Origin of the sequence: Pelosinus fermentans JBW45 (assembly GCF_000271665.2) — a bacterium.
Taxonomy (GTDB): Bacteria; Bacillota; Negativicutes; order DSM-13327; family DSM-13327; genus Pelosinus; species Pelosinus baikalensis.
Window position 1 is genome coordinate 277,302 of the sequence record NZ_CP010978.1, and the last position, 16,857, is coordinate 294,158.

Genomic DNA, 16,857 nt, shown 5'->3' on the forward strand with positions numbered 1-16,857 from the left:
TGATCCAATGTAGAGTACGATATATCATGAATAACAGGGCTTATGTACCACAATAGTTGTACATAAGCCCTGTTATTATGCTGCCTGTTACATTTTTTCGTGAGTTGCCATATGATGGAATAGCAATTATAATTGCTTTGAAAAGAGTTACTTATTGTTTAAGTTAGAACTTTTTTGTAAAGGAGATCAAAATGGAGATACGACATCTGGAATATTTCATAGAGGTAGCGCGGCAAAAGAGTTTTAGTAAGGCGGCTGACCAAATGCATATTTCCCAGCCGTCGATTAGTAAAATAATTAAAGAAATTGAGAGTCATTTTGGAGTGGTACTATTTTACCGAACTACAAAATATGTGGAATTGACTGATGCAGGTGAAATAATCTTACAACAAGCAGAGAATATTGTTTCATCTTTTCAAAATATAAGTGCTAATTTAGTTGGAGGATCTAATTTAAAATCAGGGAAAATACGGATTGGTATTCCGCCAATTACGGGTCTGACATCATTCTCCCGCTTATTTGGTCCTTTTAAAAGGGCCTATCCGAATATTAATATACAGCTATTTGAGTTCGGATCGAAGAAAATTGAAACTGGCATTCTAGATGGGACGCTAGACGTAGGTATAATATGTATTCCACCGAGTGATCAGGAACTTTATGAAATGATTTGCAGTATCCAAGATCCCCTTCGGCTCGTCGTCCATCCAGAGCACCCTTTTGCCAAATGTGAAATCATTGACTATGCGAATCTGATCAATGAATCCTTTGTGCTGTATAGTAATGACTTTAGTTTAAATGATCTCATTATCGATCGGTGCATGCAAGCAGGTTTTCGTCCAAATGTTATTTTTGAAACGTTGCAGCTTGAGCTGATGACTCAACTGGTAGCAGATCATTTCGGTATAGCTCTTTTGCCAAGTACCGTTTGTCAACACTTGGACACTAATGCACTAAAGTCCCTTCCATTAGCTGATCCGCCAATCTATTTACAGTTAGGAGTGGCTTGGAAAAAAGAACGATATGTTTCTCACGCCACAAAAGCATGGCTGCAGTTTGTAAAAGATAAGATCGACTTCGGTGATAAAAAACTTGATATTACGCGGCATCAATGGTTTTGGGATACTGCTGCTCCATCCTAGATAAAGACATCAATTTCATTTTTCACCTATGTATACATAGGCAATTACACCAGTCCTATCCTGTGTTGACTGCTTTTAGGCTACTTATTCCGAATCTAAATGCAATATATGCCGAATCTGTATTTCACTTCCGATTGTAAGAGGAATACAATAAGATCAAGGCAAGCGTTATAAGTATGCTAAGCAGTCACATAGGATTAGGAGGGATATCGTGAGCAGTTCGATCAATGTTCTAGATCAGAGTATCTTTGATAAACCAGAAGAAGAATCTTCTGCTGAGGTTAAAAAAGATGAAGCAAAAATCGTGGATATTACCCAGCAGCAATGGTTTTGGGATCAGGCAGTAATGTCATAAAAATCGTTTTTGTTGTATTGGACTACAAAGTAATAGAAATTTTGCAGGTTTGGCACTTTTGCCAAACCTTTTTTCTGCTATCCGGGACACAGGGACTGGTACGTTGCAAAAGTAGGTTGCATCGAGCAGCCATTTGACTTTCTTGGTCAAATCCGGATCTTACTTGGTCTGGGCTGAGGAGTAACTGATGATTTTACTCCTATTTATTTCTCTTAGTATTCTTTGCGTTCAATAGTATCTTTAGATGAATATTTTTACAAGTACGCACATTTATATGATATACTACTAAAAACAATACTATTGAAAAGGATATGTCTTAAACGTTGTATGCGAATGGGGCACAGTTTATTTAAGATAAAATTCTTAAATGGAAAAAATCCTGCAACGTAGTCACCCTTCCTGTCTTATGAGGATGAAATTATAATTAATGAACAAAATAAAAAGTACATAATCAAGCAGCGAGTAGGAGGTTTGTAACAATTCATAATTAATATGGCAAATGCCGCTATGTAACAAGAGGCAATTTTCGTTTCTGCGGCTCATTCTATATAAAGAGAGGTCTGTACATGCCTAAAAAACAACAAAAACAACGGGTCTGGAAAGAAATACAGCGATATATTATACTGTTTATTGGTTCTGTTATCTACGCTGCTGGACTGGAAATATTCTTAGTTCCCAACAACGTGATTGATGGTGGTGTGGTTGGTATTGCGATTATGGCTAGTCATCTGACTGGCTTGCCGCTGGGAGTATTTTTGATTACCGTAAATATACCATTCATTTATTTGGGATATAAGCAAATTGGTAAAACTTTTACATTATCAACGATATTTTCTATTATAATCTTGTCCTATTTCACCAAAATGTTCTTGCCGATTCCCGGTTTCACAGATGATTTATTTTTAGCGTCAATCTTCGGAGGTATCATTTTAGGGATCGGCGTAGGACTCATTGTGCGTTACGGCGGTTCATTGGACGGTTCGGAAATTATAGCTATCTTAATGGACAAGCGAAGCAGTTTTTCTGTAGGCGAAATTGTCCTGATCATTAACCTGTTTATCTTAAGTGGAGCCGGATTGGTGTTTGGCTGGGATCGAGCCATGTATTCCCTGGTTACATACTTTATCGCTTCAAAAGTAATTGATATCGTCATTGATGGCTTGGATGAATCAAAAGCTGTTATCATTGTTTCAGATCACTCGGCATCCATTGCCGAAGCCCTCATGGCCCGTCTGGGCAGGGGTGTGACGATTTTGCACGGCGAAGGTGCCTATAAAGGCGACGAAAAACATATTCTCTACACCGTGATTACCAGACTAGAGATGGCAAAATTTAAATCACTTGTTTCAGAGATTGATGAAGATGCTTTTATAACGATTAACGATGTGCATGATGTAATGGGTGGCACGTTTAAAAAGAAAGCCATTCATTAAAAGTAAAATATTTAATAAGAACCAGTACTGCTAGATGCAGTACTGGTTCTTATTTTTGAATCTTTGAATTCATAGTAGCATTTGTGCACCCATGATTGCCTGAAGGTAACTTATAATAAAATGATTCTTCCCTCAGGTAGCATTTGGTGTTATCATCATAATAATTACTAAAAACACTTTACTGTTCCTATTCCTAGGCGGGCGGCAACCTCTCGCCAATTTTTGCTGCCATTCAAGAGACTATGCATGCAGTTTTTTTTTATCGTGGGCAGCGCAATGCTGCTTAAAAGCCTCTTCAAACTGGATGATTGCCCAGCCGCGCAGGTTTTGGTTATCGTTTTCCATGAGGCATTTTAAAATATCTACCATACGTTTTAAATCGGGATCGAAAATAGTCTCGATTTTTTGTATGTCTTTAGATGGTTCGATTGTACTATAGATCTTGTCTTCACCCGTTAGAAACCATTCCATGGATTTATTAAAGAATTTTGATAAGGCATATAAAATTGTTGTTTCAGGAATTCGACCACCAAGGTATTTAGTAAGTGTATGTTTTGAAATACCTAAGTGCTGCGCCACTTCAACTTGCGTATATCCTTTTTCGTCAATGCTTTTTTTTAATCGATTAGAAAATGCAGAAAAATCGTACATATGACACATTCCTTCTTGACGTTATAGTATGACAGTACTATAATAAACTTGTATACTTATTGTTCCTAAAAATTACCACGTTTAACGGACGTGGTGAAGGGCGATAAAAAATACTCATGGGGGGAAAACAGTGAAACCTAACGAAATTTTGGCAGCGTTACTTTTAAAGAATCACCGGCCTGTTGAAATTGCAAGAAAATTAAAGATCGGGCGCAGTGCTATCAGCAATGTTATTTATGGACGTTCCAAGAGCCGTAAGGTCCAAGAAGAAATCGCGGGCATTATCGGCAAAACGGTAGAAGAAATATGGCCTGTGATGGCAGCTTGAACGAAGGGAAAGATTCAATACTAAACTAACCCTTATTACTCTAAAATATTCGACATTAGTAAACATGTTCCTTCACACTGTCGATATTTGTGAACATATCTACATTATATAGATGCACAAAGGCAGTAATTCATAGTAGTTAACATATACGAGGAGATGGAGATTATGAAACTGACAGGAAAAATGGTGGCTTGCTTTGTCGTAGTGATATTAATAGCTTCACTTGGATTTAGCTATATTATCTACGAAATAAACAACATTGAAGATATTGCCCAAATATTTGAGACGACCGATCTTCCGAGATTGGCTTTAAGCAATGAAATCGCCCACAATGCAACAGGCCAGGTTGCTGCAATGCGAGGTTATTGGATCAGCGGTAATGAACAGATGCTGAAGGAATACAAGAATTTAAAGGAATTGAATATAAAAGCTGAGGAAGAGCTTATACAAAACTCGGAAACGGAAGCTGCCAAACAGTTGGCGACAGAGATCAGGGCGTCAAATGAAAAGTATACAACTCTGATAGAGAATAAAGTACTTCCGCTGCTTCAGTCTGGCAATAAAGAGGAAGCGACTCGTGTCATGCTAGACGAAGTGACACCGGTTTCTGACGCATTGCAAAGCAAGATCAGCGAAGCAAAGTCCTTTCGTAAAGCAGCGATTGGACAGTCCTTTAACGATATAGAAGGCTCTGTCAAGGTGGTTCGCGATACCTCGGTTATAATTGCTCTTCTGACTGCAATATTAGGCATTACAATTGGTTTTTTTACTGCCCGCAGTATAGCAAGTCCAGTAAAACAAATGGCACAGGCAGCCGAGAGACTAGCTACTGGGGATTTAACTATAAATGTACAGCCTCAAACTAAAGATGAAGTTGGGCAATTAGCTCTTGCTTTGGGCACTGCCATAACCAACCTGCGCGATCTGGTGCTGAAGGTGGCAACGAATGCCGAACAGGTTGCCGCTTCAGCCGAGGAATTGACGGCTAGCGCCGATCAGTCTGCTCAAGCAGCTAACCAAATTGCAGCTTCCATTACCGAGGTCGCCAAAGGAGCTGAAGCTTCCAGCCAAGCGGCTGACGAAACTGCGGCAATTGTTGAACAAACGACGGCCAGTTTGCAGCAAATTGCTGCTAGTACCACGCAAGTAACGGCACAATCCACCGAAGCGGCCAATCAGGCTAAAGCTGGCGGTCAAGCAGTGGCTAAAGCGGTCAATCAAATGGCAGAGATCGAGAAATCGGTACAGGCTGTTGCTGGAACTGTGGATAAACTCAGTTCCCAGTCTCAGCAGATTGGCACTATTGTTGATACCATTGCCGGAATTGCCGGACAGACCAATCTACTGGCCCTCAATGCAGCCATTGAAGCTGCTCGTGCAGGCGAACAAGGGCGGGGGTTTGCAGTTGTAGCTGAGGAAGTACGAAAATTAGCTGAACAGTCACAAGAGGCAGCTAAACAGATTGCCTCTCTCATTGGTGAAATCCAGCAGGATACCGCCCAGGCCGTTACGGCGATGAACGACGGTTTTCATGAAGTCAAGCTGGGAACTGAAGTTGTCAATCAGGCAGGAATATCCTTCCGCCAAATTAACGATCTGGTCGATCTGGTATCTGCTCAGATCAAGGAAATTTCAGTCGCCATTGATCAGATGGCAAGGGGAAGTCAGCAGATGGTAAGTTCTGTACGGAAAATTGACGATTTCAGTAAAGCCGTAGCCGGTGAAACCCAGGCAGCTTCAGCAGCTACCGAAGAGCAGTCGGCATCAATGGAAGAGGTTGCCTCAGCCAGTCAATCGCTGGCTAAACTTGCCGAAGATATGCAAATAGCCGTTCGGCGATTTAAATTGTAGGCGATAATCCACGGTAAAACTGGTTATATACTTATAGTAGGAAGTGTTAAATAAGGTTCTTATCGTCCAAAACTCTTGCGAAGCAGTTTGCTTTGCAAGAGTTTGTTTTTTTATGATACATGAAATACAAATATGGAAATGTTCTTTTCAAAAGAAATCTAATATATCATGGATTAATACGAAAAATATTAAATTTACGAAATATAACTTTAATGTATCAATAAAAAAGTAATTACGTAACTAGTGTATCAAAAAAGAAAGTTATGTATCAAATAGTAAGATCGAGCCTATTGTTTATGATACCTGATTGTATTTAAAAGAATGGATTATCCGAACCATTACTTGCTATTTTGGGTAGGTTAGCTGGATGAATTTAAGGAAGAATGATAACCACTATTTTTTAATACACTTATTGGCATGGAAATTGCTTTATAAGTAGGGTAATAAAGGAGGTGATAGGTTTGGTAAATCTAATAATATGTACCCATGGAAAATTTTCAGAAGAATTAGTAAAAGCATCTGAAATGATATCTGGGAAGCAGGAAAATTTAAAGTATGTGACATTTGAATTAGGTGAAAGTACAGATGGACTTGTAGAAAAATATAAAAAGGCGATAAAAGAACTTGATAATAAGGATGAAACTCTTTTCATCGTTGACTTATTTGGAGGTAGTCCATATAATGCGGCAAGCCGAATCGTTGCAGATAATGAACGCCTGGATATTGTAGCAGGGGTAAATTTACCAATGATGCTAGAAATCTATATGTCAAGAAATGAATTATGTTTATCGGAATTAGTGGATGTTGCAATTCACGCAGGTCGTGATTCTGTAAAATCTTTCAAAACAAATTTTGATAACAATGTTGAAGAGGAGCTATGATATGAAAATTTGTTTAGCTAGAATTGACGATCGTTTAATCCATGGTCAAGTGGCAACGGTTTGGGTAAAGGCAGTGGGATGTAATAAGATTATTGCATGCAGTGATGAGGTGGCTGCTGACCAACTAAGAAAAAGTTTGTTGCTGCAGGTATCACCTACAGGGATAAAAGCGTATGTTTTGCCGATTGATAAGGCTATAGAAGTGTATAAAAACCCCAAATATGATGATTTTAAAGCACTATTTTTATTCACTAACCCAACGGATGTCCTGAGAATGGTAGAAGGTGGTGTTGACATTACATCTGTAAATGTTGGCGGAATGTGTTATAAGGACGGAAAGGTTTTAATTACTGCCGCTGTATCTGTGGATAAAATAGATGTAGAAGCCTTTAGAAAATTACATGAAAAAGGAATCGAACTAGAAGTTCGGAAGGTAGCGAGTGATAGTAAAGTTGATTTAATGAGCCTTAATTTGCCGTTTTAAGTAAAAAGTAGAGAAGTGAAAAATTAAATATATTGGAGGGATAGCAATGAGTGAGATTCAAATGATTTTATTAATTCTTGTCGCATGTATTGCGGGTCTGGAAAGTGTAGTTGATGAAGGACAGGGGCATAGACCCTTAATCGCGTGTACGTTAGTCGGATTGGTGTTAGGAGATCTTAAAACGGGAGTTATCTTAGGTGGTACTCTTGAATTGATGGCCTTGGGCTGGATGAATGTAGGAGCATCTATGGCTCCTGATTCAGCACTTGCCAGTGTAATTGCTGCTATATTGGTAATTGTAGGCAAGCAATCTATCGGAGCCGGTATCGCTGTAGCAATACCAATTGCCGCAGCAGGCCAGGTACTTACTATTTTTGTTAGATCCGCTACCACCTTTTTTCAACATCTTGCTGATAAATATGCAGAAAAAGGCAGCTTTCGCGGTATAGAAATGTGTCACTTTCTTGCTTGGACTCTGCAAGCATTACGTGTTGCCATTCCAACTGCATTAGTGGCCGCCGTAGCTGGTACTGACACGGTTAATATTATGTTAGCATCCATACCAGATGTTATTACCAGAGGATTACAAATTGCGGGTGGTTTTATCGTAGTAGTTGGTTATGCAATGGTAATTAATATGATGGAAGCAAAATATTTAATGCCATTTTTCTTTCTAGGTTTTGTAATTGCTGCATTTACTAATTTGAATCTTGTTGCCTTCGGTATTGTTGGGGTAGTATTGGCAGTCATTTATATTCAATTAAATCCAAAATATAATAAATCAACAGTAGCCTTTGATGAATTAGATGAATTATAAAGGGGGATATAAAAAATGAGTGAGAAAAAATTGACAAAAGGCGATATATTCAATATGTTTATTCGTTCTAATTTTCTTTTGGCATCATTTAATTTTGAGAGAATGCAGTCAATGGGCTTTTGTGTCACCATGATTCCTGCCATAAAAAGATTGTATCAAGGGGATGAGCGTAAGCAAGCCCTAAAACGGCATTTAGAGTTTTTCAATACACAACCATTTATATCTGCCCCCATTATGGGGATCACAGCAGCAATGGAAGAGCAGAGGGCAAATGGTGCTCCTATTGATGATGCTTCCATCAGCGGTGTAAAGGTAGGTCTAATGGGACCGTTAGCTGGTGTAGGCGATCCTATATTCTGGGGAACCATAAGACCTGTTACTGCAGCTTTAGGTGCATCACTAGCAGTGGGCGGAAGCATATTAGGGCCTATCTTATTCTTTGTGCTGTTTAATATATTTAGGTTGGCGACAAAATGGTATGGTTTACAATATGGATATACAACAGGAACAAATATTGTTTCTGACATGTCAGGAAATCGATTGCAGAAGTTAACAGAAGGAGCATCGATATTAGGGTTGTTTGTAATGGGCTCCTTGGTTTCCAAATGGACGAGTATGAATGTGCCATTAGTAGTTTCAACCGTTACAGGTTCAGATGGGAAGACTGTAATTACAACGGTACAAACTATTTTGGATCAATTAATGCCAGGATTATTGCCTTTAGCATTAACTTTTATATGTATGTATTTATTAAAAAAGAAGGTAAACGCAATCGTGATTATATTTGGCTTATTTGCAGTGGGAATTATCGGCTATGCACTTGGTGTGCTGGCATAATTGAAAAATAGGTAATGACACCCTTCGCTTCCACAACGTGCTAAAGAATGCTAAGTTATTTGTAAATTGAAATGTAGAGGCAGATTTTAAAAAAAATAATGGGGCAGGATGACTATTACCTTATCGAATGATGAGGATGGTGTGGTATTTGCAATTAATAAATATATTTTGTAATGGAAATCACGAAGACTAGGATTTTAGGAACAAGTCGTTCTTTCATTTATTCTATGGTAAAATATAAATACTTTCTTTATAGACTATCGACTCTAAGGCGCTAGCTGAATTCAGTTGTTCTTTATTCGGTTTTTTAATCAGAGAATAAAAAGAGAGAGTAAGCTTTCAATAAAATGTACATTTGAAAGTTTACTCTTTCACTTTAGCATACAATCCATCTTATAATAAAATTAGGAAGTTGATGTTGAGAATGAAAAGAATTGATAAAATTTATTGCTACTTAGAGGAGAATACACAAAAATTTTCAATGGAAGAATTGCTTAAAAATAATGGATTTGAAGCAAGTGAAATAGCAGAGCAACTGCAGATCTTAAGAAATAACGTTAGTAAAGAACTAAATGAATTATTACGATTGGACAAAATCATAAAAATAAAAGGCAGACCAGTAAAATTCTTACACAAATCGAGTGTTGAAAAAATATTAAATGTTGAAATAAAAGAAAGATTTATAGAAGTAGACAATGTGAGAGACTTTATCTTTAACAGAGAGAATGAAGAACCCTTTAAACATCTTATAGGAGCGGAGAAAAGCTTAAAAAACCAAGTCGAACAGGCGAAAGCAGCCATTATATACCCACCTGAAGGGCTGCATACATTAATTTTTGGACAGACCGGCGTGGGAAAAACTTTGTTTGCAAAAATGATGTACAATTATGGAAAGTATATCAAACGCTTTACTGAAAAATCTCCCTTTATCATTTTTAACTGTGCTGATTATTATAATAATCCTCAATTATTGCTATCCCATATTTTTGGACATATAAAAGGTGCTTTTACAGGAGCGGATCATGAAAAAGAAGGATTAGTTGAAAAAGCTCATGGTGGAATACTATTTTTAGATGAAATACATAGGCTGCCGCCAGAAGGGCAAGAAATGCTATTTTATTTTATGGATACAGGTACGTATAATAAATTGGGAGAAACGGAAAGAAAAAGAAAAGCTAATGTATTGATCGTAGGAGCGACCACGGAGGACCCTAATTCTTACATGCTTAAGACGTTTATGAGGCGAATACCAATCATAATCAGCATTCCAACCTTACAAGAGAGAACTGTCGAGGAAAAAATAGATATCATCAAATATTTATTTGTGAACGAAGCCCATCGAGTAAATAAAAAAATAAAAATCTCTACTGAAGTAGTAAAGGCTCTAATCGGCAGTGTTTCTTACGGGAATATTGGTCAGCTTAAATCCAATATTCAACTTACATGCGCGAAAGGTTTTTTGAGTAGTATAAACAGTAGCAAAGAATGTATAGAGTTAGATTTTAAAATACTTTCTTCTGATATAAAAAATGGTTTATTTGAAATGGGCAGAAATTCCAGAGAATTTGAAGAAATCGGTAATATTTTAGATGCTCCCTTATTAGTAAGTCCTGATGGCTATAAAGTAATTATCGAGGATTCAGATGAAGAACCGCCTTTTAATTTATACAAACTTATAGAAGATAAAGTAAGCTTATTAAAGGAAGAACGGATGGACGATAATGACATTAATAAATTCATTATTACGGATCTCAATATAAATCTAAAAATATTTTATAATAAATTCAACAAAAATAAAGAGAATCGAAATCGGATTTTAAAAATAATCGATAAAGAAATTCTGGATTTTGCAGAAAAAATGAAGGATTTAGCTGAAATCGATCTAGGAAGAAAATATAGTGAACGATTTGTCTATGCATTAAGCTTTCATTTAAGTGCTTTTTTCAAGCGAATAAAAGACAAAAGCTATGATAATAAGGAATACATGTATCATTCAATACAAGATAATGATGAGGAATATAAAGTTGCTTTGAAAATAACGGCTATGATGAGTCAAATGTTTCGAGTAGAAGTGCCAGAAATAGAAGTTACCTATATTGCGATTTTATTAAAATCAGTGGAGGAAGAAACCCAGAAGCAGGTTGGTATTATTGTTGCTGCTCATGGAAGCAGCACTGCTAGCAGTATGGTCAGTGTTGTGCAAGATCTGTTAGGGGATGTATCCTCCATATGTGCCGTTGATATGCCATTACATGTAAATCCCAAAGAGATATTAGAGATTATTATTGATAATGTCAAAAGCATAGATAAGGGGAAAGGTGTATTATTACTTGTTGATATGGGATCTTTATTTAATTTTGAAGCCACCATTGTTGAAAAGACAGGAATTAAAGTAAAAACAATTGATATGGTTTCTACTCCTTTAGTACTGGAAGCATCAAGAAAATCAAGCATTTTTAATATGGAACTTGAAGACATATACAATTCACTTCGAGATTTTAAGGGATACAATAATGAATTTAATAAAGAAAATAAATGTAGCGATCAAGTCATCATTACCGTATGTACCTCTGGTAAAGGAACAGCCGTAAAACTAAAGGAACTTGTGGGAAATATCATAACTAATTTGACGGAGAAAAATATTGATATCATACCTGTAGAAATTAGAGAATTGGATAAAAAAGTAGCATCGTTGCAAAAAAAATATGATGTTTTGGCAGTGGTTGGCGTAAAGAAGCCTAAGGAAAATATTCCTTTTATTCCATTGGAAAAACTTATTGATGGTAATGGGGAAAAGATATTAAGAGAAATTATTGCGGGGAATCAGTTTATAGTATTACCGGAAAAGTCAAGCATTGTGATTAAGGAACTATGTGAAGACAATTTAAAACAATTCCTTACCTATCTAAATCCTCATAAAATAATTGGGATATTATTGAAATTTGTAGAGGAGCTAGAACGGGAACTACAGGCAGATTTCGATAACGCCATGAAAATCAAAATCATTGTTCATGTAGGTTATGCACTGGAGAGAATCATCATTAATGACGGATTAACGTGTGTGGCAGATAAAGATCCTATTGCTATTCAAATTATTCGTGCTGTAGATCATACCTGTGAAATTTTTAAGAGAGCCCTTAATATATCACTGACAGATGATGAAAAATATTATATCTGCAAAATGTTAGCAGAAACTAGCGTGTAGCAAAGAAAAGCGCCTCATATATCTACCTTATTTAGTAGATATATGAGGCGCTAAATCTTTTCGTCATTTTCTATTCGCTAGCAGAAATAGCCGCAAAAGTATTATAGAATATGGTTTTGTCTTTCTCATATCGTTTGTCGTGGTTTGGATTTGGTACTGAAGCTTTATCCGGATAGCCAATGGGCAATAAGGCAACGGGAACAATAGTAGGGGGTAAGGCGAAGGCATTTCGGATTACGGCTGGATCAAAGTGTCCGACCCATGTGCTTCCCAGACCTAAATTGGCCGCTTCTAACATGATATGGGTTGTGACAATACTGGCGTCCACATAGCCGCTATCGTTGTTGTCATAGGGCCTTTTCCAGCTTGCGGTAGTGTCATAGCCAATAAGCAGAACTAAGGGTGCATTGAAATGATAGGTTGTGCAGGTTTTCAATTTACTTAAACTAGCCTCGCTGTTGAGCACAAGAATACGTTGTGGCTGTGCATTTGCTGCAGTTGGGGCAAGGCGACCAGCTTCTAGAATGCGGTCCAGCTTGTCTGGCTCTACCTGCTGCTGACTAAATTTTCTAACGGAATATCTTGCTTTTGCCAATTCTAAAAAATCCATAGTAACGCCTCCATTATATTTTTTAGTGAGGTGCTTTCACTGTCAACCATTGTTGTGTTTTTTGACCTTTTGGCAGCATGTGGGCATCAAACCACATATAATAAAATTTTTCTACTGGGTTAATAACGTATCCATCTTGGAGGTGATCCCCCGTATCATAAGGATCTGCCAAAATGAGGACATCATCCGCTGTTGTCTCCGTCCCCATAGTGTCATAACCGATAATCACTCTCCAATGACCGCCCCAATCAATATTTTCGACCATTATAGGAGTATTACTTTTTAAGTTTGAGGTTACAAATTCTTTGAAATCATTAATGCCTGAAAATGTCGTGCCATCTTTCTTAGGGGTAGTTAAACTAGATTTAACATCCCAGCCAATGCTCTTAAAGAATGCAACCATTCCGCTTGTATCTGTGCCGGTTCCTGGTTTTGTTTTCATTATTTCAGCAATTTTGAGTTCATCCCACTTTGTATTCCCGGAGTAATACAGCACAGTTAGCGCAGCTGCAGGACCACAAGTGATTTCTGTTGTTTGCTGATACGTTTTATACTTTGGTAAAATTGTTAATGTATCAGTTGATTTCATATTGAAAAAATCGACAGCTTTGTAATAGACAGAGTCTTTAACATTGCCCATACCGTTATAGGAAGAGGCACCTTCACTGGTAAGGTCATAGCCAGAAGGATAAGGAATAACACTACTTTCCGCGAAAACAGTATTCACTCCACTAAAACTAAATCCTAGAAGAATATAAGTAATTAGCAAATACAATCGTAGCTTCACATCACCACTCCATTCTCAAATTTTTCGTTGTTTACTCTTATATATTGTATATTATTTTGCTGAAAAAAATAGTATGCACTTTTTAGTCAGATACTATCAAAAAGGATACTTTAAAACCATCCTACTAGTTAGAAAAAGATTTGCTCTATTATTGTCTTAAAACTCAAACTTAATCGGTCTTAAGAATAAATCTAATAGTTTTTCTTTTGGATCTGCTTTCTCAAATAGAATTTCGTATACGGCATTACAAATAGGAAGCTCCACTTCATATTTTTGTGCTAAATAATTTAATGCTTCCACAGTAGAAACACCTTCCGCTAATTTATCAAATTTTTCACCACTTACAAAAGCTTGCCCAAATCTTCTATTATGGCTGTGCAGGGAAAAGAGTGTTGCCTCATAATCTCCCAGATGGCTTAAGCCATATATAGTTGTATCATTTCCGCCCATGGCTCTGACAAGACGTGACATTTCTCTTGTACCCCTTGCCATGAGTGCACCTTTTAGACTGCTATAGCATAGTCCATCTAACATTCCTGCAGCTATCCCTATAACGTTTTTGGCAGCAGCTCCAATTTCGTTCCCAATCAGATCTTGACCATAATAAAATCGTATTAAGGAGCTATTAAATGATTCAACAATTTTTTTCGTTACTTCAATATGATCAGAACCGATAACCATACAATTGGGTATTTCCCTAACAAAATCCTGTACATGCCCTGGGCCTACCCAAATCCCTATGTTGGTATTTATTCCCATTTCTTCGCTAAATACTTGGGATAACCGCTTGCCGCTATTCGCTTCGATGCCTTTCATACATAAGACAAATATTTTATCTTCTAACCCTTTTTGTAAACTTACGTTATGTGCAAAAGAGCGCAGCTCCTGAGCGCTAATGGAAATAATAATAATCTCACCAAAAGAGACTGCTGCCTCTAAAGAATTACTTAGCATAATATCTTGCGGCAATGTCACATAATCATTCATTCTACATTCTTTTAATTTTAAATAATTATTCGAAGACTCTCTGCCCCATAACATTACCCTATGGCCGACTCGATTTGCATACCAAGCTAGAAATGTTCCCCAACGACCGCATCCTAAAACTGAAATCTTCACCTGTATCACCATCCTACTGTCATCACCCGAATATTGATATAATCGCCATTTAGGTATTACATTTCTTGTAACTATTCCATGTGCTCACCACCGTTTCCTGCTATATCAGTCACGATGGTATGACAACCAAAAAACAGGGATCACAAGTGATCTGTCCCAAAAGATGAAAGAAACAGTACGTTCTTCCCTTAATGTATCCCAAGGATATTTTGAAACTCTTATTTTTTGTAGTACATGCAGGAATTTCTTGGTAGAAAGACAATAAACATAATAGTGGGAATTGGTCAGTTAGTTAATATAGATGAAGTATTTGCGTACCAGAATAGAGCAGTTAAAAAATAAGCACCAATAATCGTGGTGGGGTATTCAAAAATTTACAGAGATAGAAGACTAATAATTTGATCTGGCGTTGTAACAAAATTACAAAGGAGTATTATATATGGAAAATAATCAACCGATTGCTATCTTAAATGGTGCTATCATTACAGCAGATGGAGAATATTCTTGCCGAACAATCAGCTTGGAAGAGTGCAAAAAATTGATTCAGTCTGCACCTCAAATTATTTCTGCAGTAGGGCATAAGGCAACAGCAGAAATAATTACCGACCTTTTGGATACAGAAGTAGCTTTAAATCGAATTAACTTCCACCAAGAAGCGGGGCAGCAGGCACTGGTATTCAAGCTCAACAGTCGACCCCCTGAGGGAATAATCCTCTCTCGTGATGAAATTGAGGCATTCGGGTATCAGTTTCAGTTACTATCCAGGCATTCATAACAGGAGAAAGGGACGTCAAAAAGAGAGAATTGCCACGTTAGCGCCCTATGGGGCGCTTTTGTTATACTTTTACTTTTTGTTGCCATAAATCAAATGAAATTTAAATTCTTTTATTCGATGATAGTGTTATATCGATATAGGAGGCGTTGGTTATTTCTGATATAAATTTAAAAGAGCTACAAGAAGAAATAGAACGGATGCGTTTAAATTTGATTCATATTGTCGCTAAAAAAGGACCAGTATCCACAGAGGCATTAAAGATAAGTAGAGATTTAGATAATAAAATAAAAGATTATTATCAATATAAGAGATAGTACTGCCATAATAGTAGGTTTTATTTGACTTTTATTAGCTAGTCTGTATGTCTCATATGTCTTCATATAAAAACAAAGCGTAGTAAGGATGCCTAGGATGCTGAATTTCCAGCTCTTTAGGCATCTTTTTCTAGTAAGGCAAGTGAGATGTTGCGTAAAAAAATTACAATGAAATGATGATAGGAAAAATGGTTGTACCATTTCAGAGATTACTGGACAAGCTATAAGGGAATTCTGCCCTAATGGAGGTATTGTGACGGATAATACGAATCAATTAAACACACGTGCTGTGATTTTAGAAAGGGCGCGGGAACTTTTCTTGTCGCAGGTTATCATAAGAAAAAGGATAAAAATTTCTGGAGGATACTTGTAGATGCTTAATTTCATTGGTATCGGAAGTGCTTTTAATACTCAATTAGGAAATACAAGCGCTTTTATAAAGAAAAAGGATAGTCTATTGCTTATTGACAGCGGTGGGACAGTTTTTCACAGGCTGCGAGAATTAAATATACTTAAAGAACTAAAAAAGATATACATTGTTATTACTCATACCCACCCTGACCATGTAGGAAGTCTTGGGGAAGTAATTTTTTATTCCTATTACATTCTAGGGCATAAGCCAACTGTATTTTTTCCCAATCGGGAACTAATGAAGAGCTTCTTGACTAGTATTGGAGTCAGCCAGGAAATGTATTTGCTGGAAAGTAGCAGCAAAGTGGGGTTCGCAAATGAAAACTTGGGAGAGATAAATGTTGAATTTTTACCAGTCTCACATGTAAAAACCATTCCGGCATATGGATTTGTTATGAGACAAATGGAAGGTGTGTTTTACTATAGCGGAGATTCAAATCATATAGAAAATGAAATTGTCACTAGATTTAAGAATGGAGAAATTGATCGGATCTATCAAGATACCTGTGGACTTGATTATGAAGGTAACAGCCATATGTCATTAAGAAAGCTGAAAGAGACAATTAACTCAGACTTACGGAATAAAGTTTACTGTATGCATTTAGATCAACATATTGACCCAAAAGAGATCGAACATCAAGGTTTTCATGTTGTGAAGTAGTCTTAATAATAGAACCTTCTTGTCTTGTTTAAAAATGGGGAAAGGTAAACTGTCTTCATGTCCCATACAAAAAATGCGTATGATAGAATGGCAAAATAGCTTTAGGGATATTCTATAAATAATCGGTTTCAAACCAAAAAAGATTCTTGAAGATGACGATGTGACTAGATACAATGACTTAAAACCGGCTATCGTTTAA

Annotated in this window: 17 protein-coding genes; 13 read left to right on the forward strand and 4 right to left on the reverse strand. The window is 37.0% G+C overall.

Annotated features, from left to right (window positions below; genetic code table 11):
* Positions 1 to 191 precede the first annotated feature (191 nt).
* The 3 genes from JBW_RS01035 to JBW_RS01040 all read left to right on the forward strand — a co-directional run bounded on the left by JBW_RS01035 (position 192) and on the right by JBW_RS01040 (position 2,927).
* Positions 192 to 1,139 (forward strand): LysR family transcriptional regulator, encoded by a 948-nt coding sequence (locus JBW_RS01035; RefSeq protein ID WP_007961168.1) that lies wholly within the window; start codon positions 192 to 194, stop codon positions 1,137 to 1,139.
* A 211-nt stretch (positions 1,140 to 1,350) separates the two neighbouring features.
* Entirely contained in the window at positions 1,351 to 1,494 is a 144-nt protein-coding gene (locus JBW_RS25165) for a hypothetical protein (RefSeq protein ID WP_007961169.1), read from the forward strand.
* 566 nt (positions 1,495 to 2,060) lie between these two features.
* Positions 2,061 to 2,927: a YitT family protein gene (locus JBW_RS01040; RefSeq protein ID WP_007961170.1), complete on the forward strand. Its 867-nt coding sequence runs from the start codon at positions 2,061 to 2,063 to the stop codon at positions 2,925 to 2,927.
* Positions 2,928 to 3,167: 240 nt separating this feature from the next.
* On the opposite strand, the gene JBW_RS01045 is transcribed toward JBW_RS01040, so the two are convergent.
* Positions 3,168 to 3,578 carry a helix-turn-helix domain-containing protein gene (locus tag JBW_RS01045; protein WP_007961172.1) on the reverse strand — a complete coding sequence of 137 codons (411 nt, stop codon included), beginning with the start codon at positions 3,576 to 3,578 and terminating at the stop codon, positions 3,168 to 3,170.
* A gap of 130 nt (positions 3,579 to 3,708) precedes the next feature.
* Here JBW_RS01045 and JBW_RS01050 point away from each other — a divergent pair, with 130 nt between their 5' ends.
* The 7 genes from JBW_RS01050 (at position 3,709) to JBW_RS01080 (ending at position 11,981) form a co-directional block, all read left to right on the forward strand.
* The gene (locus JBW_RS01050; RefSeq protein WP_007961174.1) at positions 3,709 to 3,906 is read left to right on the forward strand and encodes a helix-turn-helix domain-containing protein; all 198 of its coding nucleotides are present in this window, start codon (positions 3,709 to 3,711) and stop codon (positions 3,904 to 3,906) included.
* 165 nt (positions 3,907 to 4,071) lie between these two features.
* Positions 4,072 to 5,757, forward strand: a complete 1,686-nt coding sequence (locus tag JBW_RS01055; protein ID WP_007961176.1) for a methyl-accepting chemotaxis protein — start codon at positions 4,072 to 4,074, stop codon at positions 5,755 to 5,757.
* Between the two features lie 452 nt (positions 5,758 to 6,209).
* Positions 6,210 to 6,638 carry a PTS sugar transporter subunit IIA gene (locus JBW_RS01060; protein WP_419177831.1) on the forward strand — a complete coding sequence of 143 codons (429 nt, stop codon included), beginning with the start codon at positions 6,210 to 6,212 and terminating at the stop codon, positions 6,636 to 6,638.
* 1 nt (position 6,639) lies between these two features.
* A complete protein-coding gene (locus JBW_RS01065; RefSeq protein ID WP_007961183.1) occupies positions 6,640 to 7,122 on the forward strand; it encodes a mannose/fructose/sorbose PTS transporter subunit IIB in 483 nt (160 codons plus the stop codon).
* A gap of 46 nt (positions 7,123 to 7,168) precedes the next feature.
* Positions 7,169 to 7,939, forward strand: coding sequence for a PTS mannose/fructose/sorbose transporter subunit IIC (locus JBW_RS01070; RefSeq protein WP_007961185.1), 771 nt, complete (start codon positions 7,169 to 7,171; stop codon positions 7,937 to 7,939).
* Positions 7,940 to 7,954: 15 nt separating this feature from the next.
* Positions 7,955 to 8,776, forward strand: coding sequence for a PTS mannose transporter subunit IID (gene manZ / locus JBW_RS01075; protein ID WP_007961186.1), 822 nt, complete (start codon positions 7,955 to 7,957; stop codon positions 8,774 to 8,776).
* Between the two features lie 481 nt (positions 8,777 to 9,257).
* Complete coding sequence (locus JBW_RS01080; protein ID WP_235334107.1) at positions 9,258 to 11,981, forward strand: sigma-54-dependent transcriptional regulator; 2,724 nt, start codon at positions 9,258 to 9,260, stop codon at positions 11,979 to 11,981.
* Between the two features lie 70 nt (positions 11,982 to 12,051).
* Here the strand turns inward: JBW_RS01080 and JBW_RS01085 are convergent, their stop codons facing one another.
* The 3 genes from JBW_RS01085 to JBW_RS01095 all read right to left on the reverse strand — a co-directional run bounded on the left by JBW_RS01085 (position 12,052) and on the right by JBW_RS01095 (position 14,497).
* Positions 12,052 to 12,591 (reverse strand): nitroreductase family protein, encoded by a 540-nt coding sequence (locus JBW_RS01085; protein WP_007961189.1) that lies wholly within the window; start codon positions 12,589 to 12,591, stop codon positions 12,052 to 12,054.
* A 22-nt stretch (positions 12,592 to 12,613) separates the two neighbouring features.
* Positions 12,614 to 13,378 (reverse strand): C39 family peptidase, encoded by a 765-nt coding sequence (locus JBW_RS01090; protein ID WP_007961190.1) that lies wholly within the window; start codon positions 13,376 to 13,378, stop codon positions 12,614 to 12,616.
* 156 nt (positions 13,379 to 13,534) lie between these two features.
* On the reverse strand, positions 13,535 to 14,497 hold the full coding sequence (locus JBW_RS01095; protein WP_007961191.1) for an NAD(P)H-dependent glycerol-3-phosphate dehydrogenase: 963 nt from the start codon (positions 14,495 to 14,497) through the stop codon (positions 13,535 to 13,537).
* Between the two features lie 439 nt (positions 14,498 to 14,936).
* Between JBW_RS01095 and JBW_RS01100 the strand changes: the two genes are divergently transcribed.
* The 3 genes from JBW_RS01100 (at position 14,937) to JBW_RS01110 (ending at position 16,658) form a co-directional block, all read left to right on the forward strand.
* Positions 14,937 to 15,272, forward strand: a complete 336-nt coding sequence (locus JBW_RS01100) for a YddF family protein (RefSeq protein WP_007961192.1) — start codon at positions 14,937 to 14,939, stop codon at positions 15,270 to 15,272.
* A 146-nt stretch (positions 15,273 to 15,418) separates the two neighbouring features.
* Complete coding sequence (locus tag JBW_RS01105; protein WP_007961193.1) at positions 15,419 to 15,586, forward strand: aspartyl-phosphate phosphatase Spo0E family protein; 168 nt, start codon at positions 15,419 to 15,421, stop codon at positions 15,584 to 15,586.
* 373 nt (positions 15,587 to 15,959) lie between these two features.
* Positions 15,960 to 16,658 carry an MBL fold metallo-hydrolase gene (locus JBW_RS01110; protein ID WP_007961195.1) on the forward strand — a complete coding sequence of 233 codons (699 nt, stop codon included), beginning with the start codon at positions 15,960 to 15,962 and terminating at the stop codon, positions 16,656 to 16,658.
* The last annotated feature ends 199 nt before the right edge of the window (positions 16,659 to 16,857 follow it).